Origin of the sequence: Haladaptatus sp. ZSTT2, from assembly GCF_037081775.1 — an archaeon.
In the GTDB taxonomy this organism is placed as follows: Archaea; Halobacteriota; Halobacteria; order Halobacteriales; family Halococcaceae; genus QDMS2.
The window spans coordinates 2,331,896-2,358,377 of the sequence record NZ_JBAMHQ010000001.1; the positions used below are offsets into that span (position 1 = coordinate 2,331,896).

Consider the following 26,482-nt stretch of genomic DNA (forward strand, 5'->3'; position numbering starts at 1 on the left):
GCTGAAAAACGCGTCGTCAGCGTGGATTGGCGCGTGCGCCGTCCCAGTACACCTTGTGCTCGACGGCAAGTTTCTCTAGGTGGGCGGCGACGGTTCCCTCCGCGAGCGGTCGCACCGCAGAGATGTCCTTTTCGTAGGCCGCGTCCGTGATGGCCTCCAGCGTGGTCGCCCCCTCGCGGACGGCGGTGAGCACGCGTTGCTCGCGGTCGAGTCGGTGGCGAATCAGGCGCGCACAGGTCTCACGCACGTTCTCGATGTCCTCACCGTGGCCCGGATACAGCCGCGGGGGGTTGCGGGCGGCGAGCCGGCGCAGGGAGGTGAGGTAGGCGCGAATGTCGCCCTCGCCCGCGGCGACGACGACGCTTCCTTCGGCGACGGCGAGGTCGCCCGAGAAGATGCCATACTCGCTTTCGAGGGCGACGTGGTCACGCGCGTGGCCCGGTGTGTCGAGGACGGTGACTTGCTCGCCACTCCCTGCAGTGAGCGTCGTGCCCTCGATGCAGGTGCGGTCGGGCGCGACGCCGGTCGCGTCCTCGAAGGCGGCTTCGCGCCCTCGGCGCGCCCACACGGTCGCCCCAGTCTCTGCGGCGTAATCGGCGACGCCACCAACGTGGTCGGGATGGGTGTGGGTCACCAAGATGCGTGCGACCGTTCGTCGGGAGACTTCGCGGTCGAGGGCGTCGCTCCGGGCGGCGGGGTCTACGAGAATCGCGCCGCTTGTCCCGACGAGGTAGGCGTTGGTCGCCCCTTCCGGTGCGTAGGTGGCGACGCTCACGGGGCGTTTACAGACGGGTTCCATACCACAAAAACGTGGGTGGGTGACGAAAAGACTGGGTTCAGTTTTTCAGCGTGTAGACCTGCTTGCGCGCGTCGTGAAACGAGTAGCGCGAGTTCACGAGGTCGACTTCTTCGAGGCGGTTGAGCGCGTAGCGAACCGTGCGGTCTGGGAGCAGCGATTCGTCCGCGAGTTGGCCCTGTGAGAGCGGCGATTCGCCTTCGAGGACTTTTGCGACGAGCTTTGCGCTTGGGGGGAGCTCCCGCAGTCGCTCGCGGAAGTCAGGATCTGCGAGTGGTGATTCTTCGGCTGTGCGAGTACGTTCCTTGGTGGTCGTGCTCATACCACTGGCTCAGCGAAGGTCTGTGGTAAATCTTGTCTCTATACACATCCAAATAATAGGGATGCATAAGTGCATATAATCATCCTTTAAACATAGAAGGTTGACCAGTCACTCTCGTTGTCACGTTCGGGCGCTACGCGCGTCGGAAGTGGTCTGTTTGTGGATTGTCACCGTGGCGGTGGTAGCGACCAAGCGGTGCGTTACAGCCCGGACAGTGGATGACCACGAGGCGCGGGCGTTCGTGACGGATGAGTTGCTCGGTCGCGTAGTCGTTGCCGCAATGCGTACACGTCGGCATCGTACTATGTAGTTTGGTAGCAAGGGGCATAATTATGCCGCTCTTACCCGCTTTGGTCAGACTGTTCCAGTATCGTTTTATCCCCCCAACAGAGTAGTGAAGGTAGCGTGAAAGGGCAGGAGTGGTACCAGGCGGACGAGGTGGCCGAAGAGTACGATACAAAGCGGTTCTCTCGAGGCGGCCGACTCATCGACCGCCGGGAAAAACAGGCGTTGCTCGATGCCATAGGCGACCTCGAAGGCAAAGCCGTCCTCGAAATCGCCTGCGGGACCGGTCGGTTCACCGTGATGCTCGCAGAGCGCGGGGCTGACATCATCGGTCTCGACATCTCGACGGCGATGCTCCAACAGGGTCGCCACAAGGCACAGGCCGCGGGCGTCGCAGACCACATCGAGTTCATGCGCGGCGACGCCGCCCGTCTGCCGTTCCCCGACAACCACTTCGACATCGTGTTTGCAATGCGGTTTTTCCACCTCGCAGATACGCCTGCCTCGTTCCTCTCTGAGATGCGCCGTGTCTCGAAGGAAATCGTCTTTTTCGATACGTTCAACGCGCCGAGTGCGCGTTCTGTGTACAACTGGCTGCTCCCGATGGGCTCGCGCCTCTACACCGAAGACGAGGTCTCCTCGCTGTTTCGCGAGACCGACCTCTCGCTCGAACACGTCGAACACGACTTCCTCTTGCCCTACGGCTTCTACCGAAGCATTCCAAACGGCATCGCCTCGACGGCGCGCCGTCTCGACACCTCGCTTGGCGACACCCCGCTCGGTGATCTCGCTTCCGTGTCCTACTGGAAAGCGACGATAAATTAACAGGTTTGCGGCCCTGAACACCGGGTATTTTTACCTATCCGTGGCGCTATCGAGTACTATGAAGCTCTCGGTGGTCATCCCAACGCTCAACGACCGAGAGCGCCTCGTTCGCAGCCTCGATTCGCTGCGTGAACACGCTCCTGCCGTCGAATGCGTCGTCGTAAACGGCCCATCGACCGACGGCACGACGGGCATGATTCGTGACCGCGACGACGTCGCGACGCTCGTCGAAATCGCAGACCGAAACCTGAACGTCGCCCGCAACGCCGGGGCCGTGCGGGCGACCGGCGACGCGATTGCCTTTCTCTCCTCGAATCGCGCCATCGAACCCGGCTGGTACGAAGCCGTCATCGAGCGTCTCGAAACGGCAGATGCCGCCACGGGCCCGACCCACCGCGAACTGCGGACGGGTCTCGCCTCCGAAGTCGTCGAATCGCGCTCGATTGCGGGCCGCGAGGTCACCTACATAAACGGGTCGAACGCGGCGTTCCACCGCGACGTGCTCACCGAGTTAGACGGCTTCGACGAATACCTCCAGACAGGGGGTGCCCGCGACCTCTCGCACCGCCTCGCAGCAAACGGCTTTTCTGTCGGCTGGGCGGGCAAAATGTGCGTTCGAAGTGGCCTCGAAGCAGACGGCGGTCGCCACGAGCGCGACTGGGGGTGGAAGTATCGTGCCCTCTCGTATCGCCTCGTGAAAAACTACGGCATCCGCCCGACGGTCGCCCGTCGGATGTTCAGCCACGGCGCGTCGGATGCCGTGGGAACGCTTCGTGACGTCGCTCGCGGCGAGGCGACGCCCTCGAGTTGGGTGGGCAACGGCCGCGACGTGCTGAGAGGGATGGGTCGGGGCACCGCAGACGCGGTGTTCGCGCGGCGAAAAGACAAACACACCCGACGCAACCCGAACGGCATTTCCGCACGCGCAGACCGTGCGGTCGAAGTGTACACCTGGCGTTAAGGTGCGAGCGCGTCGATGACGCGCGAGGGATTTTTCGAGAACACGCGAGCCATGGCGTCTTCCGGCACGTCGAGCGTGAGAATCTCCATCACCGAGACGTTTGGGTGGGTGTCGGGCGCGCCGCTGCCAAACAGCACCCGGTCTGGATGTTCGCGGATGGCGCGTTCGAGCTGGCCGCGATACCGGACGAAACTCGTGTCGAGATAAAGCGAGTCGTAGTCGTCTAACAGCGAGATGGCCTCGCCCATCAGGCCGCGGTTGAGCGGATGGCCGCCGAAGTGTGCGAGAATCACGGGCACGTCCCAGTCGAGAAACGCCTCTGCGACGGCCGCCGGGGGGAAACTCTCGCCCCCGCGCACGAGCAGCGGAAGCGACACGTCTGCGAGTTGCTCGACGACTTCGGTGTCCGGGATGCCGTCTGCCTTCGGGTCGAGCATGAAGCCGCTGAAGCGGTCGTCGTAGGCGTAGCGTTCGACGTCCTCGGGCGAGGTGTGGTGGGGTTTGCGTCGGGCAGTGAGATTGCGCACCCGCGCACCGAGTCGCGCGTCCGCATCGAGCGCGCCGTTGATGCGAGCGAACGCGACAAACGGGCGTTCGACGCTCATGCGGGCGACGGCGTTGTTCGCCCGGAGGTAGTTCCCTTCCACAGAGCCGGGATAGACGACGGCTTTCACGACACCTGCTTGATGAATCTCGCGCTCTAAGTTCTCCGGGCCGATGGCGCGGCCGCGTTCTGAGACACCTTCTTCCGCCGTGCTGAGACGGGTGTGTACGTCCACAACACGGAATCCGTGTTCCAGCTCCAGCATTTCACAAGGCATGGTTGGGGTGGGATATGGTCGTACCGATTCATGTCTGATGAAATACGTGTCGGTAGGGGTGAACACGCCCGCTTTGCCCCACGATTTTCGAGTTGACTGGCGGAGACTATCACATAGTTGAACGACCCTCTCACCAGAATGCGCCGCGCTACACCGTCGCTTGCGTGCGATTTTTTCGCACAGGCAGCAATCTTTATATAGAATTGTAAACATTCCTATAGCGAGGTTTCAATTATGTCACAAGCATTCTACGCCGGGGGTCAGCCCCTTTTCATTCTGAGTGAGGGAACGCGACGAACCCGCGGGCGCGACGCCCAGGGGTCGAACATCGCAGCAGGCAAAGCCGTAAGCGGCGCGGTTCGTACAACACTCGGGCCGCGTGGGATGGACAAGATGCTCGTCTCGTCGTCCGGTGACGTGGTCATCACGAACGACGGCGCGACCATCCTGAACAAGATGGACATCGAGCACCCGGCCGCCCAGATGATTGTCGAAGTCTCCCAGACCCAAGAGGACGAAGTCGGTGACGGAACGACCACCGCGGCAGTTCTCGCTGGCGAACTGCTCGCCAAGGCAGAAGACCTGCTCGAAGACGACGTCCACGCGACCACCATCGTCGAAGGCTACCACGAGGCCGCCCGCCTCGCCCACGAGGCCATCGACGCGCAGGTACTCTCCGACGAACTCGACGACAACCTGCTCGAAAAGGTCGCAGAGTCCTCGATGACCGGCAAGGGAACCGGTGACGTGGCCGCAGACGTGCTCGCAAAGACCGTCGTGAAGGCAATCCGCCACGTCCAAGGCGAGAAGAAAGTCGAGCGCGACAACGTTCGCATCCACACGCAGGTCGGCTCGTCGTCGTCCGCGACCGAACTCGTAGAGGGCGTCATCCTCGACGAGGAACCCGTAAACGAGAACATGCCACGGACGGTCGAAAACGCGACCATCGCCGTCCTCGACATGGAACTCGACGTGCGAAAGAGCCACGTCGATGCCGAGTACAACATCACCTCCATCGAACAACTAAACGCCGCAATCGAGGCAGAAGAGGGTGAACTCCGCGGCTACGCTGCGGCCCTCAAAGATGCCGGAGTTGACGTGGTGTTCGCCACCGACGACATCGACGACCGCGTCGGCTCGTTCCTCGCCAAAGCCGACATCCTCGCCTACGAAAACGTGGGCAAGAAGGACGCGACGGCCATCGCTCGGGCGACCGGTGCGACCCGCATCGGCACGCTCGAAGACGTCTCCGACGACGACTTCGGCCACGCAGACCGCATCCACGTCCGCCGCTTTGGCGACGAGGAACTCACCTTCCTCGAAGGTGGCGCGGCCGCAGAGTCCGTGACCGTCTTCGTCCGCGGTGGCACCCAACACGTCTGTGACGAACTCGAACGCGCGCTCGAAGACGCCCTCGACGTGGTCACCGCGGCCCTCGACAAGGGTGGTGTCGTGCCCGGTGCGGGCGCGACCGAAATTGCGGTTGCAGACTACATCCGTGCGAAATCCGCGGGTATCGAGGGGCGCAAGCAACTCGCCGTCAACGCCTTCGCGGACGCGGTGGACATGCTCCCGCGCACCCTCGCAGAGAACACCGGGATGGACCCAATCGACGCGCTCGTCGACCTCCGCTCGCGGTTCGAAGCCGAGGGTCGCGCAGGCGTCATCGCAGAAGGCCAGACCGGCGTCATCGGTGACCCGCTCGAATACGGCATCATGGACCCAGCCGCCGTCAAGCACGAAGCGGTCGAATCGGCCACCGAAGCCGCAACCATGATCGTCCGCATCGACGACGTCATCGCCGCAAAATAAGCTCATCCACCCACTTCGACGCGCGGCAACGACCAGTCGAAGCGAAGGGCCAGTAACCGCAACAACACGACCGTCGCGGCGCAGACCGCGGCCGAAAGCTGTTCGCCCACGCCATTTATCGTCGCTATCCAAAACACGACTCCACCAGCGATGGCGCACGTCGCGTAGAAATCTTCTTTGAGCACGCCGGGCACGCGCAGGAGCAGTATATCAGAGATGAGGCCGCCACCGACGCCCGTGAGCGTGGCGAGCAAGACGATACCGAACCCTGAGACGCCCGCGTCCGCACCGACGAGCGCGCCCGTGGCGGCGAACGCGGCGAGGCCGATGGCGTCGGGGACGAGAATCGCGGAGTGTTGTACCCAGTTTTTCCGGCTCCGCGAGAGTACGAGCGCGAGGACGACGCCCACGAAGGCAATCGTCACGTCGTCGGTTGATTGGAGCGCGTTCGGAATCGCGCCGACGAGCACGTCGCGGGTCATTCCACCGCCGAGGGCGGTGAGGATGCCGAGCACCGCGACGCCGAGCACGTCTAAGCGCTCTTCGATGGCTTTGAGCGAGCCGGTGACGGCGAACGCGAGCAGGCCGACGATGTTCATGACGGCGAAGGCGTCGAGCATCACCACGACAGTTCGACGCGGTCGCCGGGGTCGAGCGAGAACACCTCGTCGCCGCGCCCGCGGTTCACCGCGAGTTCGACGTTGCCGTGGCTCCCGACGGTGACGACCTTCGCGCCGATGCCGACGGCCGCGAACGTGTGGCCAACGGGAACCTGCAGGTCGCCCACGCGCAGCATGTCTTTGTCTGCGAGGACGTGCCCCGGAATGTTCGTAATCACGTTGCCAAAGTCATCGACGACGAGCACCTCACCTTCTGCGCTTCCGGCGTTGAGGACGGGGTCGGGGAAGCGTTCGATTGCGTAGTCGTCGGTGGGCGTCACGCCGTCTATGTCTGCGAGCGTGTCTAGGCCTGCGTCGTGGATGGTCGCAGCCCACGGCGCGAACACGTCGCGGCCGTGGAAGGTCGCACTTGCGGGGTTTTCAGCGTCGAGTTCGAACACCTCGATGTCGTCTGCGAGGGAGTGGGCTGCGGGCAGCGCGACGCCATTGTCGGGCGCGACGATGGCGTGGTCACCCGCGCGCACGGCGAGGGCTTTGCGGTCAGTGCCGACGCCGGGGTCAACCACGACGAGGTGGACGGCCGGTGGGAAATGAGGGAGCACCTCGCGGAGCCAAAACGCCGCGGCGCGCACGTCTTGGCGTGGAAACTCGTGGCTCACGTCGACGAGGCGCGCCTCACTTTGCTGGAGGATGACGCCTTTCATCGCCGCCGGATAGGGCGAGCCGAAATCAGAGGAGAGCGTAATCATCCGTCGTTTGCGTCCGTGTCGCTTACGTGCTGGATGCGCTCGATGCCGTCGATTTCCTCGATGACCTCCGCCACTGCATCTGGGACGAGTTCCTCCCAGTCGGTGCCATCTATCATGCGCGCGCGAACTTCGGTTCCTTCGAACACCGCGCGGTTGAACATGGGCGATTGTCGCACCGTGACACCCGCCTCTTTGAACAGGCGGACGACGAGGGGGTTGTTCGAGTAGGCAACGTCGAACGTCGGGCTCATGCTCTGGACGTGGCTCACCCAGACGGAGTTGCGGTCTAAGTCCTCGATGGGAACGGCGTAGGTGACGAGGTCTAAGTCGGTGAGCGCTTTCGTTATCATCATGATGCGCTCGCCCGCGGTGAACGGGTCATTGGTGGAGTGGCTGTCACCGGCGCTCCCGATGCCGAGGACGAGCTCGTCTACGTCTTCTGCGATGCGCTCGACCATCGCAAAGTGTCCGTTGTGGAACGGCTGGAAGCGGCCGATGAAAAACCCACGAGTCATACCCGGAGTTACAAGCCGGGTTTATAAAATCCGTCGGGTCGGCCGAATCGTCTGGCAAGTTTCTCCGGAACCTCGCTCAGTCCGGGAGTTTCGGTCGTGTTTGCCCGGGACAATCGGGGAGAAAGTATATCAAAGGATAGCCCCTGAATCTCAGGTAGCGGAAACCGTAGTTCTATGAGTAACGACATGGATACTGACAACGTCTCGTCGGAAGCCGAAGAAGAGGTTTCTCCGGAGCCTGAACGAGACGAATCCAGAGATGAACTCGGCAGTGATGTCGAGGTCGGGGCCGAGTCGGCGGTTGTCAAAGCGGACGAAGACAGCCTGCTTGGTGGCCTGCAAATCACGTCCACAGAGGACATTGAAATCCCCGACAGATTGGTCGATCAGGTCATCGGCCAGGACCACGCCCGAGACGTCATCATGAAAGCCGCCAAACAGCGGCGTCACGTCATGATGATTGGCTCGCCGGGTACGGGCAAATCGATGCTCGCAAAGGCGATGAGTGAACTCCTGCCAAAAGAGGAGATGCAGGACGTCCTCGTCTACCACAATCCGGATGACGGCAACGAGCCAAAGGTCCGCACCGTCCCCGCGGGCAAGGGTGAACAGATTATTGAAGCACACAAGGAGGAAGCCAGAAAGCGCAACCAGATGCGCTCGTTCCTCATGTGGATTATCATCGCCATCGTGATTGGCTACTCGCTGCTCGTCGCCCAGCAGATTCTGCTCGGCATCCTCGCAGCGGGTGTTGTCTATCTCGCCTTCCGGTACGGCAGCCGGTCGAGTGACGCGATGATTCCGAACCTGCTGGTCAACAACGGCGACACGAAGAGCGCGCCGTTCGAGGACGCAACGGGTGCCCACGCGGGTGCACTGCTCGGTGACGTGCGCCACGACCCGTTCCAGTCCGGTGGGATGGAAACGCCAAGCCACGACCGCGTCGAGGCTGGTGCCATCCACAAGTCGAACAAGGGCGTGTTGTTCATCGACGAAATCAACACGCTCGACATTCGCTCCCAGCAGCACCTCATGACGGCGATTCAGGAGGGCAAGTTCGCCATCACGGGCCAGTCCGAGCGTTCCTCGGGTGCGATGGTCCAGACCGAACCCGTCCCGACTGACTTCGTCATGGTCGCCGCAGGGAACCTTGACGCGATGGAGAACATGCACCCCGCACTCCGTTCCCGTATCAAAGGGTACGGGTACGAGGTGTACATGGACGACTCCATCCGCGACTCCCCCGAGATGCGCCGCCGGTACGCCCGGTTCGTCGCACAGGAAGTCGCCAAGGACGGTCGCCTCCCACACTTCACGGAAGACGCCATCAGCGAGGTCATCCTCGAAGCCCGCCGTCGCGCGGGCCGGAAGGGTCACCTGACGCTGCGCTTCCGTGACCTCGGTGGCCTCGTCCGCGTCGCGGGTGACATCGCCCGCGCCGAGGATGCACAGGCAACCACGCGCGACCACGTCCTGCAGGCAAAACAGCGCTCGCGCTCCATCGAGCAACAACTGGCAGACCAGTACATCGAGCGCCGCAAGGACTACGACCTCACCGTCAACGAGGGCGCAGTCACCGGCCGCGTCAACGGGCTTGCGGTCATGGGAGAGGACTCCGGTATCGTCCTCCCCGTGATGGCAGAAGTGACGCCATCGCAAGGCCCCGGCCGGGTCATTGCGACTGGTCAGCTCCAGGACATCGCAGAGGAAGCCGTCCAGAACGTGAGCGCCATCATCAAGAAGTTCTCTGACGAGGACATCTCGGAGAAGGACATCCACATCCAGTTCGTCCAGACCGGACAGGGTGGGGTCGACGGTGACTCCGCCTCTATCACGGTTGCGACGGCCGTCATCTCCGCGTTAGAAGACATCCCCGTCGAGCAGAACCTCGCGATGACGGGCTCGCTCTCGGTTCGTGGCGACGTGCTCCCCGTCGGTGGGGTGACCCACAAAATCGAGGCTGCCGCGAAGGCTGGCCTCACGAAGGTCATCATTCCGTCTGCAAACGAGCAGGACGTCATGATCGAAGACGAGTACAAAGAGCAGATTGAAATCATCCCGGTCAGCCACATCAGCGAAGTGCTCGAAGTCGCACTCGCGGGCGAACCGGAGAAAGATTCGCTCGTCGACCGCTTGAAGAGCATCACCGGACAGGCGCTCGACAAGTCGGGCCGTCCCGGACCCGGTAGCCCAAGCCCGAACTAAGGCCGTGGCCAGGTGGGCGGCGTTTTCGGGACTCGTCGCCCTCATTTTACTGCTCTTATTATCGCTCTCCTACGCCTCGCGTTCGGTCGTGAGCGAGGAGGACGAACCCGAACCGACACAGAACCTCTCGACGGGCTTGTTGCTCGTGAACGTCGCCTTCTCACAGGGTATTCTCGGCCTCTTTTTACTCCTTGCGGCGTGGATTGCCCAGATTCCGTGGGCTGCGCTTGGCGTTCACCTTCCTGATACAGCAACCGTTGGCCTCGGCCTCGGGCTCGGGGCCGTCCTATTTGGCGGCAATCAACTCGGCGCGTGGACGATGCGACGGCTCGGCTTCGACCACGAAAACGACCTCCGCGCCGCGCTCGCGCCGACCACGACGCGCGGCTGGCTGTTGCTCTTACTCGGTGTGTTGCCCATCATCGCAGGCTTCGAAGAACTCCTCTTTCGCGGGGCGCTCGTCGGGGCGTTGAGCGCGGGCTTCGTCGTCTCGCCGTGGGCGCTCGCCGCCTTCTCCTCGCTCGCATTCGCGCTCGGTCACGGCGCACAGGGCGTCGCCGGCGTCGTCGTCACCGGCCTCGTCGGCTTCGTCCTCGCCGCCGCGTTCATCGCCACTGGCAGCCTCGTGGTCGTCGTCGTGGCCCACTACGTCGTGAACGCGCTCGAATTCGTGGTGCACGAAGGCATGTTGTGAATTACGGCTCGACTCGCACACGCAGCTCGATGCTGTCCGGGTCGTGGACTCGAAGCTCGGAATCGGAATCGTCCACGTCGTAGCCCGCATCGGAAAGGCGCGCAGATAGCGCGGCGAGCGCGTCTGCATCTGGAACGACGAGTTCGAACCAGTCAAGGCCGCGGCCCGTCGCCGGTTCGGTGCGGCCGTTCCATGCGTTCGCGCCGATATGGTGGTGATACCCACCAGCCGAGACGAACAGCGACGATTCGCCGTACGGCGACGGCAGCCTCACGGGTTCGTCCATGCCGACTACTTCGGTGTAGAACGTCCGCGACGCTGGAATTTGCGACACTTCGAGGTGGATGTGTCCCACGTCGGTGCCCGCGGGCATTCGGCGCTCTGGGTCGCCCGCCTCGCGCAGTGACGAAAGCGAGAGCGGGAGCGTGTCCATCCGGAGATTTCCGGCCTCGTCGCGCTCCCACTCCTCGCGGGGGCGGTCTACGTACAGTTCGATACCGTTTCCTTCCGGGTCTCTGAGGTAGAGTGCCTCGCTCACGAGGTGGTCTGATGCGCCAGAGAGCTGCCAGTCACGCTCTGCGCGCACGAGCGCATCAGCGAGTGCGGCCCGAGTGGGCACGCGAAACGCGGTGTGAAACAGCCCAGTTTCCTCTCGTGTTCGCTCCGGTAGGTCGGTCGCGGTGAGTTCGAGCAACTGCGTCTCACCCACGCCGAGGGTGGCTGTCGTGGCCGTCGTTTCGAGCACGTCCAAGCCAATCGTGTCGCGGTAGAAGGACACGAGTTCGTCGAGGTCGGTGACGTGCAGGGCAACGCGGCCAATGTGTGTATCGGGGGCGATAGAATCAGTCATCGAAATTCACCGTGATTGTGTCTGGTAGGGGACGTGTTTGGATAGCCCCATCGCTCGGTGCAACGTGTGTCGCGTTCTGCCCGTCAGAGTCCTTCGAGCGACCGGAGTTTCTGCTCGATTTCCGGCGGTGCGGCGCTCGGTGCGTCGCGCACGCGGTGGTCTGGAATCAAAATCGGTGTCGGGTTTTCGTCCAAGGCGGTCCGCACGAGCGTCATATCGTCGTCGTCTTGGGGGTTCAATTCGGGGGTCAGGCGTGCCACCTTCTCGACGGTGTACTGTTCGCCGTACGGGATTTGTCGGACCGTTTCGAGCACTCGTCGATGAGCGGTGGGCACGGTGAGTGCAATATCGACCGTGGCGAACGACTCACGAACACCTTCTAAATACGCAAAAATGCGGTCGAGAATTGGGTGTTTCGAGGAGCTCGCAGCATCGACCGTGTCGGGAAAAGAGACGGAGATGACCCGGTCGCCTGCAACGCCAATCTGAACGTATCGGTCGAGATACTCGGATTCTCGTGCGTAAATACCGGCGGACTCGTCCATAGCAGGTAGAGGGTCGTCACGGACTTGAACATTCGGCACTGACGGCCTGACGGCGCAAGTCTTATGTACAAATCAGTTCATCATTGAACAACAATGGTAGTTAGAGACGAGGTCGCCCCCGAAGTGGCGGCCATTCTCGCCTCCGCACGCGAGCGAGATGGGGTCACAGAACGGGTGTCCGTCGACCCGCGGTCGCTCGAATTGGCGTTTGCAGCCGTCGAGGACGCCGGTCGGGTGCCACTCATCACGGAGGTGAAACCGACGAGCCCGACGACCGAGGGCGTGCGCGCAGACGACCCGGCCGAACTCGCCCGCGAGATGGTCGCGGGTGGGGCGGCCGCCATCTCGGTACTCACCGAACCCGACCACTTCGGTGGCTCGCTTTCGAATCTCCGCGCCGTCCGCGAAGCGGTGGACGTTCCCATCCTTCGCAAGGATTTCATCCTCCGCGAGGAGCAACTCGACGCCGTCGAAGCAGACGTTGTTCTCCTCATCGTCCGCTTCGTCGATGATTTGGAAAATCTGCTCACCGCCGCCCGCGACCGCGGCTTTCAGGTGCTCGTCGAAGTCCACACCGAAACCGAACTGGACGAAGCTCTTGGCGCAGGCGCGGACATCATCGGCATCAACAACCGCGACCTGACCTCGCTCAGCGTCGACCTCGGCACGTTCGAGAAATTGGCACCAAAGGTGCCAGACGACGTGACACTCATCGCAGAGAGCGGGGTGTCGACGCCGGACGACGTGGCGCGGATGCGCGCCGCTGGGGCGGACGGCCTGCTCATCGGAACGGCAATCATGGACGGCGACGTGACTGCAAACACGCGACTCCTCTCACAGCTATGAGCGATTCACCTGCGAAATTTGGCGACTACGGCGGCCAGTACGTCCCGGAAGTGCTGATGCCCGCCATCGAGGAACTGACCGACGCGTACGAACGCTACGTGCTCGAAAACGAAGACGGGTTCATGGACGACTTTCGCGCCCGGTTGCGGGACTTTGGCGGTCGCCCCACGCCGCTCCAGCACGCAGAACAGCTGAGCGCACGCTACGGCACGGAGGTGTACTTAAAGCGCGAAGACCTCGTCCACGGCGGCGCACACAAGCTGAACAACGCGCTCGGCCAAGTGTTGCTCGCCAAGTACATGGGCAAAGAACGCATCGTCGCGGAAACCGGCGCGGGCCAACACGGCACGGCGACGGCGATGGCCGCGGCCCATCTCGGCATGGACTGCGAGGTGTACATGGGTCGCCGAGACATCACCCGCCAGCGCCCGAACGTTTTCCGCATGCGCATCAACGGCTCCAAAGTCAACCCCGTCGACGTGGGCCGCGGAACCCTGAAAGAAGCCATCAACGAGACGATGCGCGACTGGGCGACCAACGTCGAAGACACCCACTACGTCATCGGGTCTGTCGTGGGGCCCCACCCGTTCCCACGGATGGTGCGCGACTTCCAGTCGGTCATCAGCGAGGAAGCGCGCGCGCAAATTCGTGAAAAGACCGGTGGCCTCCCCGACAGCGTCGTCGCGTGTGCGGGCGGCGGGTCGAACACGATGGGCGCGTTCCACAACTTCGTCCCCGACGAGGACGTGGCGCTGTACGCCGTCGAAGCCGGTGGCTCCAGTCTCGACGTAGACGAGGAGACGGGCGTTGCGCCGAACTCCGCATCGCTCTCGACGGGGTCGGTCGGCGTGCTCCACGGTGCGCGCACCCGCCTGCTGCAGTCTCGGGACGGCCAGATTCTCGAATCGCACAGCATCAGTTCGGGTCTCGACTACGCCGGCGTCGGCCCGGAACTCGCCCACCTCGTCGATACTGGGCGGGTGACGCCCGTGACAGTTCCCGACGACGCCGCACTCGAAGCGTTCCACCGCTTCTCGCAGGAAGAAGGAATTATTCCAGCACTCGAAACGGCCCACGCGATTGCCTACCTCGAAACGGCCGACGACCTCGGGGAGTCGGTCATCGTGAACATCTCCGGGCGCGGCGACAAGGATTTGGAGTCCGTGCTTGAGGAGACGGCAAAGCGCGACCTTGCGAACGCGCCGGAGATGGGGGTGTTCGAATGAGCGAGATTGGCGAAGCCTTCCGCGACGGCCCGGCCCTGATTCCGTACATCACGGCGGGCGACCCGGACGCAGAGAGTACGAAAGCACAGGTTCGCGCGCTCGCCCGCGGTGGGGCGGACATCATCGAACTCGGCCTGCCCTTCTCGGAGCCAATCGCGGACGGGCCAACCATCCAGAACGCCATCCAGCGGTCGCTTGACGCGGGAATGACGCCACAGTCGTATCTCGACCTGGTGGCCGACCTCGACGTGGCCGTGCCGATTGTCTGCATGACGTACTACAACCTCATCTACCAGTACGGCGACGAACCCGTCCGGGCGTTCGTCGAAGCGGCCGCCGAAGCAGGAATTTCGGGGCTTATCGTCCCCGACCTCCCCGTCGAGGAGTCGGACGACCTGCGGGCGGCCTGCGACGAGTTCGGCCTCGACCTCATCTTCATCGTCGCCCCGACGACGAAAGGCGAGCGTTTAGACCGCGTCATGGAACAGGTTTCGGGATTCGTCTACGTCCAAGCCCGCCTCGGGACGACCGGGGCGCAGGCGGACGTGAGCACCCAGACGCACGACAGTCTCGGTCGGTTGGCAACGTACGACGTGCCAAAGGCCGTCGGCTTCGGCGTGAGCGAGGGCCACCACGCCCGCGAAATCGTCGCGGCGGGAGCAGACGGGGTCGTCGCCGGGAGCGTCTTCGTCGACCTGATTGCTTCCGGGGAGAATGTCACGTCGAATTTAGAACGAAAAGCGAGAGAACTGGCAGAAGGCGCACGGACCGGATTCGAACAACGTGTGCCGCGACCGGAACGCACATAACTAACGCTTGCTACACACTAACATACTAATGACTATCGGAAAAGCAGCTCGGCTCGAACGCATCGGTACACGGGGTCGATTCGTCATCGTCCCGATGGACCACGGCATTACACTTGGGGCTGTACAAGGCCTCAAAGACATCGAATCGACAATTGATGCGGTCACACGCGGTGGCGCAGATTGCGTGCTCACCCAGAAGGGGATTGCACCACGCGTCCACGGAAACAAAAACGGCAAAGGCTACATCGTTCATCTCAACGCTTCTACGACAATTGGACCGGATTCTAACGACAAACGCATGACGGGCACCGTAGAGGACGCCATCCGCGCGGGTGCAGACGCCGTCAGCCTCCACGTCAACGTCGGCTCTGACCATGAGCCAAAGCAGATGGAAGACTTAGCGCGCGTCACCTCCGAGGCAGACCGCCTCGGCATCCCCGTGCTTGCGATGACCTACGCCCGCGGTCCCGGCATCGACGAACACGACGCAGAAGCCCTCGGCCACGCCGCTCGCTTCGGTGAGGAACTCGGCGCGGACATCATCAAAACCGCCTACTCCGGCGACCCGGAGAGCTTCCGACACGTCACCGAATCGACCCGCCTGCCGGTCGTCATCGCCGGTGGCTCGCGTGGCACTGACTTAGAGACCATCCAGATGGTCCGTGGTGCGATGGACGGCGGTGCGGCGGGCGTCTCGATGGGCCGGTCTATCTTCCAACACGAGAGTCCAGAAGCAATCGCCCGTGCGGTCACCGACGTCGTCCACAATGACGCCCCCGCGGACAAAGCCCTCGAACGCGCTGGCCTCGCCGTCAAAGCCTGAGCCCGACACACTGTTTCTCTCGAAATCCCCATATAGAGCGGCCGCGCTGAAATCGGGCGGTGAGACGGAAGTGCCACTTCCGCCACGTTCAAGAATCCCCGCCGCGAGCGTCAAAGTATGACACGCTCCGTATGGCTCAAAGCCGACGACACCGTCGGCGACTGGGAGGCGCGACGAAAACGAATCACCGCCGGACTCGAAGCCGGTGTCGACTGGGTGCTCGTCGATAGCGAGGACGTTTCGAAAGTCCGCGAACTCGGTCAGGTGAACGTCGCGGCGTTCGCAAACGGCGACGTCCACGTCATGGACGCAGAACCCGACGCCGTCGAAGACCTCCCCGACGTGACCATCGTCGGCAAAGAAGGCGAAGGCGACGGCACGGTCGACCTCCCCGCTGATTTCTCTGGCTCTGCTGACCTCTCTACCCTGCGTCGGAGCGACGACCGCGCCCACGGCGCGTACGTCCGCATCCTGAACAAAGAGTACGAGGCGTTCGCAGAAGCCGCCGCCCACGACGCAGAGTACACCATCGTCATCGGTGAAGACTGGACCATCATCCCGCTCGAAAACCTCATCGCTCGGATTGGTGAGGAGACCGAACTCGTCGCGGGCGTCCAGACCGCAGAGGAGGCCAAAACCGCATTCGAGACGCTCGAACTCGGCGCTGACGCCGTGTTGCTCGACACCGACGACCCGGACGAGATTCGCCGGACGGTCGATGTGCGCGACGAATCAGAGCGCGAATCGCTTGACCTCCAGTGGGCGACCGTCACCGCCGTCGAACAGACCGGCTCTGCAGACCGCGTCTGCGTCGATACCGGGTCGCTGTTCGAACACGACGAAGGCATGCTCGTCGGCAGCATGAGCCGCGGGCTGTTTTTCGTCCACGCAGAGACCGCGGAGTCGCCGTACGTCGCTTCCCGGCCGTTTCGGGTGAACGCCGGGGCGGTTCACGCCTACGTCCGGACGCCAGACGGCGGCACGAAGTACCTTGCCGAACTCAAAAGCGGCGACGAGGTGCAGGTCGTCGATACGGCGGGCCACACTCGTGAGGCAATCGTCGGGCGGGCGAAAATCGAGAAACGTCCGATGTTCCGCGTCGAAGCCGAAACGCAAAGCGGCGACCGTATCGAAACCCTCCTCCAGAACGCAGAGACCATCAAAGTCGCCACATCTGAGGGTCGCAAGGCAGTCACCGACCTCGCCGTCGGCGACGAGGTGAAAATCTACTACGAGGACACGGCTCGCCACTTCGGGGAAGCCGTAGAAGAGAGCATCATCGAGAAGTAATCAGTTTGCGCCGTCGCCCATCGTGGGCGGCAGTTCCGTCGTACACCAGTGACAGAAGTCGAGTTCGGGGTCGATGTCGCGGCCACACGACGGACACCGCGTCCCCTCGACGACGGCTTTGACGGCCTGATTTTTCGTTGCCGCGAGCCGGTAGGCGTCGATCATGCTCAACAGCGTGATGAACAGCACCGTAAACGCCGCTTCGAGCGACAGCTGCTCGCTCGCGCGAGTGAGAGCAGCAATCGAGAGGTCGGCCGTCTGGACGGCCTGTTCTGGAATGACGAACGACGCCGTTGCAATCATCAACCCGAACCAGAGCAGTGCTCTCAGCCATTCACGGATGTAGACGTGACCAAGGCCGGGATAGACGAACGCCAACAGCGCCGCAAGCCACGGGCGCTTACGCGAGGTTTGCCCCATTACTTCCTCCGTCTCGGTTGTCACCGTTTGTTAAACTTCCGAAGGTCACTGTCTCAGTCATTGCTGTCGAGTTTGTCAACGAGCAGTCGCATCGTTTCGAGGTCGTACTGGCCGGGTGCGGTCGCATCTTCCGGCTTAATTGGGGCATAGCCAATCCGCGAGCCGTACAGCGGCGCGACGACGCGTGAGTGTCTGCCCACCTCGCCCATCGCCATCGTCGCTACGGCGCGGCCGTTCGCATCGAACGTCCGGGTGGCGAACAGCACGTCGAGGACGTCATCGAGCGAGGTCGCCGTACACGCGAGCTTCGCCACGTCGCCGTGGTCGCTCGCGGTTTTTAGCAGGTGGCGAAGCTCGGCAATCGGTGGCGTCGCCTCGAAATCGTGCATCGAGACGATGACGGTCGTCTCCGCCTCACGGGCGGCCGCAACGACGCGCTCGCCGTTGCCCGATTCGATGGCTTCGAGTTCGATGTCAACCGCGCAGACGGCATCGTGTTCGGCCGCCTCACAGAGCGCGTCGAGGCGGGCTGCGTCGTCTGCGGCCTCACCGCCTTCCCAGTGGACGCGGTTGGTCGCGATGAGTGGCAACTCGCCGTCGTAGTCGCGGAGCGCCGAGCGGGGGTTTGTGGCGAGGTCCATCCGGTATTCGACGGCGTCGGCCACGGGGCGGGCGTCGGGTTCGTCGCTGAGCGTCGCCGTACTCGCGGCGAGGACGAACTCGTCGAAATTCATAGCTGTGTGTACGCGCTCAGATGGAAAAACGTACCCCTATTCGGTGTGGCGCTCGTGGCGGACGAGATAGCCGTCTTCGTGGGGTTCGACCGCGGCGACGTCGTAGAGCAAGATGTTGCGTTCTTGTTTGGTCACGACAGCAAAGTCGTAGTGGGTCGCGTCGTAGTCGAGCGATTCGCCCGTCGCGGCTCTGGCGGTCACGAAGTCGCGGTGGGAGTCGAGTCGGTTTTCGAGTCGTTCGCTGGCGATTTCAGGGACGTTCTCGACGCGGTCGTCGAAGCGCTCGATGAGGGTCTCGTCGAGTTCGTAGCCCACCGAGTTTCGCCCCGCGACCATCGCCGCGAGCGTCGTGGTTCCGGTTCCCCAAAACGGGTCTAAGACGGTGTCGCCGTACACCGAATACATCTGAATCAGGCGCAGGGGAATTTCGAGCGGGTAGGCTGCAGACCGCTCGCGGGTCGCCCCGTCAAGCGACTGCCCGGTTCCCTGTACGTCCGTCCAGAGGTCTGAGAACCACTCGTTTCGTTCCTCCCAGAAGAAGGCGCTCTCGTAGCGTTCTGCACACCCGGGGTCGAACGCCCGGGTGCCGCCGTTTCGAAACACGAGGATGTACTCGTGTTCGAGGGTCGCATACGCGTTCGACGGAAGCATCCCTGAGCCCATGAACTTCGTCAGCCGGTTCGAGGGCTTTCGCCAGAGGATGTCGGGGAGTACCGAAAACCCGCGGTCGCGCATGGCGTCGATGACGGCGACGTGGTTCGGAAAGAGTTGAAACTCGCCGCCAATCGAGCGGGTGGCGTCGCCGATGTTGATGCAGGCGATGCCGCCGGGGCGGAGGACGCGCTTGAGTTCGTCCCAGACCGGGGCGAGGGCGTCGTGCATGGCATCGAAGGCGTCGTCACCCGCGCCCGATTCGAGGTGAGATTCGACCGTCGAATCGAGCGACGAGAACAGCCCATCCCACATCTCGATCATCGGATAGGGCGGGGAGGTGACGACGAGGTCGACTGCGCCCTCGTCTACGTGTGCCATCTCGCGGGCGTCCGACGCGTAGATGGCGTGGTCGGTCTGCATGGACATACAGTCAGGGGCCTTCCGTACTAGTCTTGCGGTCTCTCGACTCGGCGGTGGTGAAAACGCAAAAACGGTGGTGTCCGAACTTACGCCATCGGCACGTCCTGCTCGGCTTCGAGCAGTTCGTGGTAGCGGTTGCGGATGGTGACTTCGCTGATGTCTGCGACTTCGCTCACGGCGGCTTGGGTCGTCTTCTCGTTAGTGAGCAGCGCGGCGGCGTAGACGGCGGCGGCGGCGAGGCCGACCGGCGATTTGCCGCTGTGGACGCCCTGTTCTTTCGCGTTGCGAAGGAGCTGTCGGGCGCGGTGTTCTGCTTCCTCGGAGAGGTCGAGCGAGGAGGCAAAGCGCGGGACGTAGCTCTCTGGGTCGGCTGGGCGCACTTCGAGGCCGAGCTCGCGTACGACGTAGCGGTAGGTGCGCGCGATTTCGCTCTTTTCGACGCGGGAGACCTCTGCAATCTCGTCGAGACTGCGGGGCATGCTCGCTTGCCGGGCGGCGGCGTAGACGGCGGAAGTGGCGACGCCCTCGATGGAGCGGCCGGGGAGGAGGTCTTCGGTGAGCGCGCGGCGGTAGATGACGGAGGCGGTCTCGCGCACGTTGTTCGGGAGACCGAGGGCGCTGGCCATGCGGTCGATTTCGCCGAGCGCCTGCTTCAGGTTGCGCTCCTTGCTGTCGCGGGTGCGGAAGCGTTCGTTCCACTTGCGAAGCCGCTGCATCTTCGCGCGCTGGCGGCTGCCAAGGGACTTGCCGTATGCGTCCTTGTCGCGCCAGTCGATGTTGGTTGAAAGCCCCTTGTCGTGCATGGTGTTGGTCGTCGGTGCGCCAACACGCGATTTTTTATCCTTCTCGCGGGCGTCGAATGCGCGCCACTCCGGGCCGCGGTCGATTTCGCCTTCGTCGACGACGAGACCGCAGTCCTGACAGACCGTTTCGCCGTGGGTCGAGTCGGCGACGACCTTGCCGGAGCCACATTCTGGGCAGTCGAGTTTACTGCCCGATTCCTGTTCTTTCTCGCTCTCTTCTTGGTTCGCTCGGGTTCGTGTTCGAGTGTGTTCTCTCATGGGTGTGCGCTGGCGGGGGCTGTCCGGGAAGCGTATCTGGAGAAATCCCGGATGGCTGTCCGTGGCCCGGGCTTCGGACGAAACTTATATAACCGTTTTGGTTTACCTCACCGAACCCGGTCGAAACCAGAAAATATGGCCGTTTCAGGCCAAATCAGCACAAGTGTTATATATTGTCATGGTCGGGCCGCGGATACGAACCACCAAGTGCCCGGCCTGCCACCGCCCTGCTATGCGAGTGGGCGTTGGCAGTCAGAATCCAGTCAAAGTCAGGGCGACCGAACGCGCCGTGGGCGACGTACTCTCCACGACCGTCGACGCCGTCTCGGTCGACTCGGGCGTGAGCGAACAGCCCTACGGTCTCACCGAAACCATCTCGGGCGCTGAAAATCGGGCGCGTGCGGTGCTTGCCACGGGCGAATACGACCTCGGCGTGGGTATCGAAGGCGGCGTGGCACCCATCGAAGGCGAGCTGTATCTCGTGATGTGGGCGGCCGTCACCGACGGTGAAACTGTGGGCAAAGGCGCAGGCCCGAGTCTCGCGTTGCCGGATTCTATCGCCACACGCATCGAGGCGGGCGAGGAACTCGGCCCGGTTATGGACGACGTGCTCGACATGACCAACGTGGCGAAAAAACAGGGTGCTGCGGGCGCGCTCACGGCGGGCGTCGTCGACCGCGAAGACGCACTGACCCACGCCGTGGCCGGGGCGCTTGGCCCCTTCGTCACTGAACTTTACTAGTTATCGACGGCCTCGACGTCTGGCACGTCGCGGCTCTCTTTGACCGCCGTCGTGAGCGAGACGTTGAGCAGCAACATCGATGCGACGCCGCCGATGACCGTCACGACGTTTTTCACCGCGTGGTCGACGATAGCCGCACCAAGGGCGAGTTCCCACGAGACGGGGAGCAGGGCGACCACGAGCAGCGAGAACGCCCCTTCGTAGAGGCCGACGCCACCGGGTGAGAGCGGCAGCACTTTCGCCAAGTTCCCGACGCTCACGGCGAAGAAGCCAACCGCGAGCAGCGTCGTGAACGGCAAGGAGACGCCGAAGGCGGCGAACACGAGGACGGCGGTGAGCACGTCGAGCGTCCAAATGAGGAGGCTACTCGCGCCCACGCGGGCGAACGCTCGCTTGTCGTTTGCGACGACCTGTACGTCACCGGCGAACCGCTCTAAGACGCCCGCCACGTAGTCCGCATACGAGTCGTTGCTGATGCGGGTGATGAACGAGCGGACGTAGTTGCTCTCGGTGCGTGCGGAGGCGACGATGAGTGCCGTCGCAGAGATGGCTGCCACGCCGACGAACCCGGCGAGGTAGAGGGCGTATCTCCCGCTGTTACCCCGTTCGCCACTGATTTGCGTGATGGCTTGAGCGAACCCTTCGACGCTCGTGAAGCCGGTGAGCGCGAGTAGGATGAACACCGACCCGGCGAGCACCGTGATGGTGAGCAAGTCGAACACCCGTTCGACGGCGAGCGACGCGAAGCCGGAGGGGTACGGCACTTTCCGCCGGGTTTTCACGACGTAGGCGCGCACCCCGTCACCGAGGCGGGCAGGGAACACGAGGTTCCCGGTCTGGCTGATGAAGATTGCGCCGGTGAGAAAGCCGGTCTTCTCGCGGAAGCCGAGTTTGTCGAGGATATCCTTATACCGTGCCCCGCGAAGCGGCCACGAGACGAGGTAGACAAGCGCGGCCACCCCGATGAGGACGGGGTCTGCGCCCTCCATCTCCGTGATGACCTGACTGAAGTCGAGGTACTGAGTCATGAAGACGAGCGCGACAAGGGTGAGCACCGTCCCCGCCGCGAGCGTCGTGGTGCGGTTGATTTTCGGGCTCACGGAGAACTCGTACCAGACGCGCAGAATCTGACTGCCCATCCCGAACACGTCGCGGACGAGGTCGACTTTCGTGTCCTCCATCGGCGTCCAGTCGACGGCAAACTCCTTGATGCGGTAGCCCTTCTTCTGGGCGCGAACGAGGACTTCCGTGTCCCAGAACCAGTGGTTGTCCTCTACGTCGTCCATAATCGAGAACAGCGCCTCGCGGTCGAACGCTTTGAACCCACACTGGTGGTCGAGCAGGTCAGAGCGCAGGAACAGCCGCGTGAGGCCGTTAAAGCCCTTGCTCGGAATCCCGCGCTTTGCGGGACGGTCTATCTCCTTGCCCGGCATCCACCGCGACCCGGTTGCGATGTCGTACTCGCCGGAGCGAACGCTCTCTACGAGTTCTTCTAGATGCCGCATATCCGTCGCCAGGTCCGTGTCGAAGTACACCAACGTACTGCCGTGGGACGCCTCGAATGCCCGTTCTAACGCGCCGCCGCGGCCGAGTCGTTCGTCTGAGTGGAAGTGGCGAACCGCCGGGTAGGCCGCTTCCATCTCGTCTGCGAGTTCTGGGGTGCGGTCGTCACACCCGTCCTCTGCGACGATGACTTCGAACGAGCCGGGGGGAAGAAATGATGCGAGCGTATCGAGCGTGGTTTTCACCGTGTGCTCGATGGTTTTCTCCTCGTTGTAGGCGGGGAGAACAACGCTCACTTCAACGTCTTGGCTCATTACCCGAATTTCGGCCACCGACTCCTAAAGCACTTCTGGCCTGCGTTCAGCGGCCAGACCAGTCGCCCCACAGAGTAGTTTTACTGGTTGGGAAGAAGCGTGTCGATGAAGGGGCCAACGTCCGCGCCGACCTGCGATTTCAGGTCGTCCGGCGCCGTGTAGGGTCGATTGACAATGATGTCGCCAGCACGCTGACGGCCAAGCCCGGGAATCGCCATCAGCTCGTCCATCGACGCCTCGTTGACGTCGAGTGGGTGGCAGACGCCCGAAATCGAGCGATAGCCGTGGTCGGTCACCGCGATGTCCACCGACTGCCCGAGTTCGCGTTCGCCCGGTACGGCGACGAGCAGCGGATACGTCCCGAGTTGGCGGCCGAACGTCTTGCCGTCTTTGTGGTACTCTAAGTGAACGTTCGGGAGGATGGTTCCCGGCGGCGCGACCCGTTTGAGCATCGGGTTGTCGATCTCCTCGCGCACCTGTGTTTTGTACTTCTTGAACAGCTTCTTGTGGTCTTTGGCGATGGCCGCACCCGTCTCGGACATCTCGGTTCCAGCAAACGCCATGACTTGGCGGATGTTCACCCGACGAACCATCAGCCCCTCGTCGTAGACGCGTCGGAGGAAGTCCAGATTGTGCTGGTAGGTTGCTTTCGTCTCGCCTTTGAGGCCGTGGAGCAGGTTGATACCGGGGAGCAGCTTTGGGAGCCGGGCTGCTGCGTCCTCGCCGTGGGTGGGCGCGACAGACGGGTCTTCGCCGGGTCGCCAGCCCGCCTCTTCGTTGACGACTTTCACCGCCTCGAAACACTGTTCTGCGGTGACGTTCAGGTTGTTTTCTTCTTGGACCACGGGGTCTGCGCTTTCGAGGCCGAACGCCGCGGTGTCGCCGGGCGTGTTGTGTTTGGCGATAATCCGAATGCCCTCTCTCGACAATTCGGGCCACTTCACGACGGTAATCGGGTTCATGTTGTCGAGGTGGAGCGTCCCGAGGTCGGGGGCTACCTCGCGGATGCCGCCGTAGAGGTCGCGCAGGGCGTCTGGGTTCGGCTTCTCGCCGTCGCCGCCAAAGGCGAGGATGTCGGCCTGTCGCCCGAGGCGGAAGTGGCGCGCACCGCGGTTGTAGAGCGCTTCGACTTCGCTCACGACCGACTCAGCCGAGCGGAAGGCGGGATTGCCGTAGAGGGGTTCGGTACAGAACGAACACCGGTAGGCACAGCCCCGAGAGGTCTCCATCTCGCAGATGAGGTACTCGGGGTAGTTCGGGTGGTTCTCGATGACGAACGCGCCGTTTGCTGCCCAGCGGTCGATTTCCTCGTTCGAGCGCATCCGGTCGCCAAAGCCTTCGAGACCGCTTTCGACGAGGTCGTGAGCTGCGGCCTCGATGTCGCCTTTGGCGACGAAGTCGTAGTCTAAATCCTTGCGCTCCATGTCGCTGCCGCCCTCGTTCTGTTCGCCGACGCCGAAGCGGATGGGGCCGCCCATGAGCGTCGTGCCCGTCGCGGTCCACGCGAGGCGTTTCACTTCGTCGGGTTCTGCGGGCGTCCCACCGACGTACTTGCCGGGGACAGTCATCCCGCCGACGTAGATAAGCAGGTCTGCTTCCTCCACGTCCTGCCAGTTCATCATCTCGTCGCGGAGGGCGTCGATGGTGTGGTAGGTAATCTGGGCTTCCGGAACCCCGGCGTCTACCAGCGCGCCCGCCGTGTAGCGAGGGTACGTCGAGATGTACGGCGGCACGCCGAAGTGCGCCGGTTCGTCGACGTAGCCGTCAACGATGGTAACCTGCAGGTCGGCGGGGTCAGTCATTGGGCCTCCTAGCCAGTCGAGCGGTAAAACGGATGCGAAAGCCCTCGCGCTTATACTCGTGGATACACTATCCACCCCCATGCCCAAGACCGTCGAAGTAGCCTGTACCAACGACGCCTGCGAACTCGACATGTTCGAGCTGCACTACACCTACGACATGCCAGAGAGCGTCACCGTCGCGGACTTCATCTGTCCGTACTGCGGAGACGGCGATTCGCTGGAGGAAATCACCGTATGATAAAGGAACTTGGCAAATCCATCGGCAACGTCATCGTCGAGAACGTCGGCCGCGCCTCTTCGCGCGTCCAAGAGCGAAAGCCGCTTCCCGTAGACCTCCTCGAAAGCGACGAGGCCTATCTCGCCGTCTTTGACGCGCCCGGCGCGACCCAGAGCGACATCCAAGTACGCTTTGCAGAGAACGCCATCCACGTCCGCGTAGACCGCTTTCGTGACTTCCACGACGGCTACGAGATGCGGTTTCCCGGCCGCGGCCTCTCGCTCGACGGCAGTGTCACCCTCCCACCAGAGGCCGAGGTAAACACCGACGAAGCGACCGCGACGCTCACGAAAAGCGGCACGCTCGAAGTTCGCGTGCCGAAAGAACGCGAGACGAACGTCGAAGTCGAAACAGACGAGACGGTCGAAATCGACGCCACGCAAGGCGAGATGGACGACGGACCTCTCGACGCCGACGAAGAATAATCAGCTCAGCCCTTCGACGATTTCGAACTCCTCGTCGCCGCGGAATCGCCCCGGGTCGAATTCCTGTATTCCTTCTCCGCCGAGCACGTGCTCTGCGAGCCGTTCTCCGATTGCTGGCGCGCGCATGAAGCCATGGCCTTGGAACCCACAGGCGACGTACAGCCCGTCTCGAAGTTCGCCAACCAGTGGGTCGCAATCCGGTGTCGCGCCGCACATCCCCGCCCACGCACGCGAGACGGTTGGCTCGAACGCAACCCGATTTTCGACCCGGGAGCAATTTGTCTCGACAAAGCTGTCGTCGGCGTCTTTCGGGTAATCGTCCGGGTCGCGCTCGAACAACTCTGTTCCATCACCAACCAGCAGACCGCCCTTTCGCGGTCGGAAGTAGAACCCTTCTGTCGCGTCGTAGGTCATCGGAATCTCGGCGCTCGCCTGCGTCGGCTCGGTAGTGAGCGCCTGCACGCGGTAGGGTTTCATCGGAATCTGGATGCCACTCTCCGCGAGCACCTGCTTCGTTTGAACCCCGGTTGCGAGCACCACGGCGTCGAACTCCTGAGTCACCGCAGGTGTCAGAATCGTTCCCGATTCCCTCAACCGAACCGGCGTGTCCTCTTCGATGCGAACACCAGCCTCTCGCGCTTTCGCCCCCATCGCCCGAACGTACGTCGCTGGCTCGGTGTAGCCCGCATCGTCACATCGTGCGGCGACGCCGATACCAACCGTTTCGAGCGCGGGGAACGCAGTACGGAGGGCGTCGGGAGAGACCACCGAAACGTCCGCACCGACCGCGTTCATCTGCGCGACCTGTTTGCGCACGCCGTCACACCGTTCTGTATCATCTTCGTGAGCGAACCAGACGTAGGGACACCCGGTAAACTCGAAGTCGTCGCGGCTCTCAGAGAGCGCACGAAACCGGTCGAGTGAGCGACGGCCGTTTTCGGCGTCTACGGCGTGGGGAAACGCCGAGTAGCAGACGCCCGCGGCCCGGCCGCTCGACCCACTCGCCAGCTCGTCGCGTTCGAACAGCGTTACGTCCGCACCGTCGCGGGCGAGGTCGTGGGCGGCGGTCACGCCAACGGCTCCGCCACCGACGACGGCGACGTGCAGTGTCATACCGGAAAAACGAGCGAGGGGGA

At 63.0% G+C, this 26,482-nt stretch carries 29 protein-coding genes; 13 read left to right on the forward strand and 16 right to left on the reverse strand.

Going from position 1 to position 26,482, the window contains the following annotated elements; translation table 11 throughout:
- Nucleotides 1–16: 16 nt before the first annotated feature.
- The 3 genes from V5N13_RS12685 to V5N13_RS12695 form a co-directional block, all read right to left on the reverse strand.
- Nucleotides 17–799, reverse strand: a complete 783-nt coding sequence (locus tag V5N13_RS12685; protein WP_336361061.1) for an MBL fold metallo-hydrolase — start codon at nt 797–799, stop codon at nt 17–19.
- Between the two features lie 37 nt (nt 800–836).
- Nucleotides 837–1,118 (reverse strand): MarR family transcriptional regulator, encoded by a 282-nt coding sequence (locus V5N13_RS12690; RefSeq protein WP_336361062.1) that lies wholly within the window; start codon nt 1,116–1,118, stop codon nt 837–839.
- Nucleotides 1,119–1,251: 133 nt separating this feature from the next.
- Entirely contained in the window at nt 1,252–1,416 is a 165-nt protein-coding gene (locus V5N13_RS12695) for a hypothetical protein (RefSeq protein ID WP_336361063.1), read from the reverse strand.
- Between the two features lie 107 nt (nt 1,417–1,523).
- Between V5N13_RS12695 and V5N13_RS12700 the strand changes: the two genes are divergently transcribed.
- Together V5N13_RS12700 and V5N13_RS12705 are read left to right on the forward strand one after the other, a co-directional pair.
- Complete coding sequence (locus tag V5N13_RS12700) at nt 1,524–2,228, forward strand: class I SAM-dependent methyltransferase (RefSeq protein ID WP_332898289.1); 705 nt, start codon at nt 1,524–1,526, stop codon at nt 2,226–2,228.
- A gap of 58 nt (nt 2,229–2,286) precedes the next feature.
- Entirely contained in the window at nt 2,287–3,189 is a 903-nt protein-coding gene (locus tag V5N13_RS12705) for a glycosyltransferase family 2 protein (protein WP_332898290.1), read from the forward strand.
- Here the strand turns inward: V5N13_RS12705 and V5N13_RS12710 are convergent.
- Nucleotides 3,186–3,998: an amidohydrolase family protein gene (locus V5N13_RS12710; protein WP_336361064.1), complete on the reverse strand. Its 813-nt coding sequence runs from the start codon at nt 3,996–3,998 to the stop codon at nt 3,186–3,188. The genes V5N13_RS12705 and V5N13_RS12710 overlap by 4 nt on opposite strands.
- 246 nt (nt 3,999–4,244) lie before the next feature.
- On the opposite strand from V5N13_RS12710, the gene thsA reads away from it, so the two are divergent.
- Nucleotides 4,245–5,822 carry a thermosome subunit alpha gene (thsA, locus tag V5N13_RS12715; RefSeq protein WP_336361065.1) on the forward strand — a complete coding sequence of 526 codons (1,578 nt, stop codon included), beginning with the start codon at nt 4,245–4,247 and terminating at the stop codon, nt 5,820–5,822.
- Nucleotides 5,823–5,824: 2 nt separating this feature from the next.
- On the opposite strand, the gene V5N13_RS12720 is transcribed toward thsA, so the two are convergent.
- Genes V5N13_RS12720 through V5N13_RS12730 form a run of 3 tightly spaced genes read right to left on the reverse strand, consistent with a single transcriptional unit; the run spans nt 5,825 to nt 7,706 of the window.
- Complete coding sequence (locus V5N13_RS12720) at nt 5,825–6,442, reverse strand: trimeric intracellular cation channel family protein (protein WP_336361438.1); 618 nt, start codon at nt 6,440–6,442, stop codon at nt 5,825–5,827.
- Nucleotides 6,442–7,191 (reverse strand): SAM hydrolase/SAM-dependent halogenase family protein, encoded by a 750-nt coding sequence (locus V5N13_RS12725; RefSeq protein WP_336361066.1) that lies wholly within the window; start codon nt 7,189–7,191, stop codon nt 6,442–6,444. The genes V5N13_RS12720 and V5N13_RS12725 overlap by 1 nt, the downstream gene beginning before the upstream one ends.
- Entirely contained in the window at nt 7,188–7,706 is a 519-nt protein-coding gene (locus tag V5N13_RS12730) for a nicotinamide-nucleotide adenylyltransferase (protein WP_332898294.1), read from the reverse strand. Before V5N13_RS12730 ends, V5N13_RS12725 begins: the two co-directional genes overlap by 4 nt.
- A 174-nt stretch (nt 7,707–7,880) precedes the next feature.
- Between V5N13_RS12730 and lonB the strand changes: the two genes are divergently transcribed.
- On the forward strand, nt 7,881–9,911 hold the full coding sequence (lonB, locus tag V5N13_RS12735) for an ATP-dependent protease LonB (protein WP_332898295.1): 2,031 nt from the start codon (nt 7,881–7,883) through the stop codon (nt 9,909–9,911).
- Nucleotides 9,912–9,915: 4 nt separating this feature from the next.
- The gene (locus tag V5N13_RS12740; protein WP_336361067.1) at nt 9,916–10,605 is read left to right on the forward strand and encodes a CPBP family intramembrane glutamic endopeptidase; all 690 of its coding nucleotides are present in this window, start codon (nt 9,916–9,918) and stop codon (nt 10,603–10,605) included.
- Nucleotide 10,606: 1 nt separating this feature from the next.
- On the opposite strand, the gene V5N13_RS12745 is transcribed toward V5N13_RS12740, so the two are convergent.
- Both V5N13_RS12745 and V5N13_RS12750 read right to left on the reverse strand, forming a co-directional pair.
- Nucleotides 10,607–11,455 (reverse strand): VOC family protein, encoded by an 849-nt coding sequence (locus V5N13_RS12745; protein ID WP_336361068.1) that lies wholly within the window; start codon nt 11,453–11,455, stop codon nt 10,607–10,609.
- Between the two features lie 83 nt (nt 11,456–11,538).
- A complete protein-coding gene (locus V5N13_RS12750) occupies nt 11,539–12,000 on the reverse strand; it encodes an MGMT family protein (protein WP_336361069.1) in 462 nt (153 codons plus the stop codon).
- Between the two features lie 93 nt (nt 12,001–12,093).
- Here V5N13_RS12750 and trpC point away from each other — a divergent pair, with 93 nt between their 5' ends.
- From trpC to V5N13_RS12775, 5 genes are all read left to right on the forward strand, one after another.
- Nucleotides 12,094–12,846, forward strand: coding sequence for an indole-3-glycerol phosphate synthase (trpC, locus tag V5N13_RS12755; protein ID WP_336361070.1), 753 nt, complete (start codon nt 12,094–12,096; stop codon nt 12,844–12,846).
- Complete coding sequence (gene trpB / locus V5N13_RS12760; RefSeq protein WP_336361071.1) at nt 12,843–14,072, forward strand: tryptophan synthase subunit beta; 1,230 nt, start codon at nt 12,843–12,845, stop codon at nt 14,070–14,072. Before trpC ends, trpB begins: the two co-directional genes overlap by 4 nt.
- Nucleotides 14,069–14,881 (forward strand): tryptophan synthase subunit alpha, encoded by an 813-nt coding sequence (trpA, locus tag V5N13_RS12765; RefSeq protein WP_336361072.1) that lies wholly within the window; start codon nt 14,069–14,071, stop codon nt 14,879–14,881. The genes trpB and trpA overlap by 4 nt, the downstream gene beginning before the upstream one ends.
- A 28-nt stretch (nt 14,882–14,909) precedes the next feature.
- Nucleotides 14,910–15,704, forward strand: coding sequence for a 2-amino-3,7-dideoxy-D-threo-hept-6-ulosonate synthase (locus V5N13_RS12770; protein ID WP_332898302.1), 795 nt, complete (start codon nt 14,910–14,912; stop codon nt 15,702–15,704).
- 117 nt (nt 15,705–15,821) lie between these two features.
- A complete protein-coding gene (locus V5N13_RS12775) occupies nt 15,822–16,994 on the forward strand; it encodes a 3-dehydroquinate synthase II (RefSeq protein WP_332898303.1) in 1,173 nt (390 codons plus the stop codon).
- Here V5N13_RS12775 and V5N13_RS12780 read toward each other — a convergent pair whose 3' ends face one another.
- The 4 genes from V5N13_RS12780 to V5N13_RS12795 form a co-directional block, all read right to left on the reverse strand.
- The gene (locus tag V5N13_RS12780) at nt 16,995–17,414 is read right to left on the reverse strand and encodes a zinc ribbon domain-containing protein (protein ID WP_336361073.1); all 420 of its coding nucleotides are present in this window, start codon (nt 17,412–17,414) and stop codon (nt 16,995–16,997) included.
- A 53-nt stretch (nt 17,415–17,467) separates the two neighbouring features.
- Nucleotides 17,468–18,148, reverse strand: coding sequence for a type I 3-dehydroquinate dehydratase (locus tag V5N13_RS12785; RefSeq protein ID WP_336361074.1), 681 nt, complete (start codon nt 18,146–18,148; stop codon nt 17,468–17,470).
- A gap of 36 nt (nt 18,149–18,184) precedes the next feature.
- Nucleotides 18,185–19,222: a DNA-methyltransferase gene (locus V5N13_RS12790; RefSeq protein WP_336361075.1), complete on the reverse strand. Its 1,038-nt coding sequence runs from the start codon at nt 19,220–19,222 to the stop codon at nt 18,185–18,187.
- Nucleotides 19,223–19,308: 86 nt separating this feature from the next.
- Entirely contained in the window at nt 19,309–20,283 is a 975-nt protein-coding gene (locus V5N13_RS12795) for a transcription initiation factor IIB (RefSeq protein ID WP_332898307.1), read from the reverse strand.
- Between the two features lie 232 nt (nt 20,284–20,515).
- Here V5N13_RS12795 and yjjX point away from each other — a divergent pair, with 232 nt between their 5' ends.
- A complete protein-coding gene (yjjX, locus tag V5N13_RS12800; RefSeq protein WP_336361076.1) occupies nt 20,516–21,025 on the forward strand; it encodes an inosine/xanthosine triphosphatase in 510 nt (169 codons plus the stop codon).
- Here yjjX and V5N13_RS12805 read toward each other — a convergent pair.
- Nucleotides 21,022–22,842 (reverse strand): flippase-like domain-containing protein, encoded by a 1,821-nt coding sequence (locus V5N13_RS12805; RefSeq protein WP_332898309.1) that lies wholly within the window; start codon nt 22,840–22,842, stop codon nt 21,022–21,024. The genes yjjX and V5N13_RS12805 overlap by 4 nt on opposite strands.
- An 80-nt stretch (nt 22,843–22,922) precedes the next feature.
- Complete coding sequence (locus tag V5N13_RS12810; protein ID WP_336361077.1) at nt 22,923–24,644, reverse strand: radical SAM protein; 1,722 nt, start codon at nt 24,642–24,644, stop codon at nt 22,923–22,925.
- 79 nt (nt 24,645–24,723) lie between these two features.
- Between V5N13_RS12810 and V5N13_RS12815 the strand changes: the two genes are divergently transcribed.
- Both V5N13_RS12815 and V5N13_RS12820 read left to right on the forward strand, forming a co-directional pair.
- Nucleotides 24,724–24,882, forward strand: coding sequence for a DUF7559 family protein (locus V5N13_RS12815; protein WP_332898311.1), 159 nt, complete (start codon nt 24,724–24,726; stop codon nt 24,880–24,882).
- Complete coding sequence (locus V5N13_RS12820) at nt 24,879–25,346, forward strand: Hsp20/alpha crystallin family protein (protein WP_336361078.1); 468 nt, start codon at nt 24,879–24,881, stop codon at nt 25,344–25,346. The genes V5N13_RS12815 and V5N13_RS12820 overlap by 4 nt, the downstream gene beginning before the upstream one ends.
- Here the strand turns inward: V5N13_RS12820 and V5N13_RS12825 are convergent, their stop codons facing one another.
- Complete coding sequence (locus tag V5N13_RS12825; RefSeq protein ID WP_336361079.1) at nt 25,347–26,459, reverse strand: NAD(P)/FAD-dependent oxidoreductase; 1,113 nt, start codon at nt 26,457–26,459, stop codon at nt 25,347–25,349.
- Nucleotides 26,460–26,482: the final 23 nt, after the last annotated feature.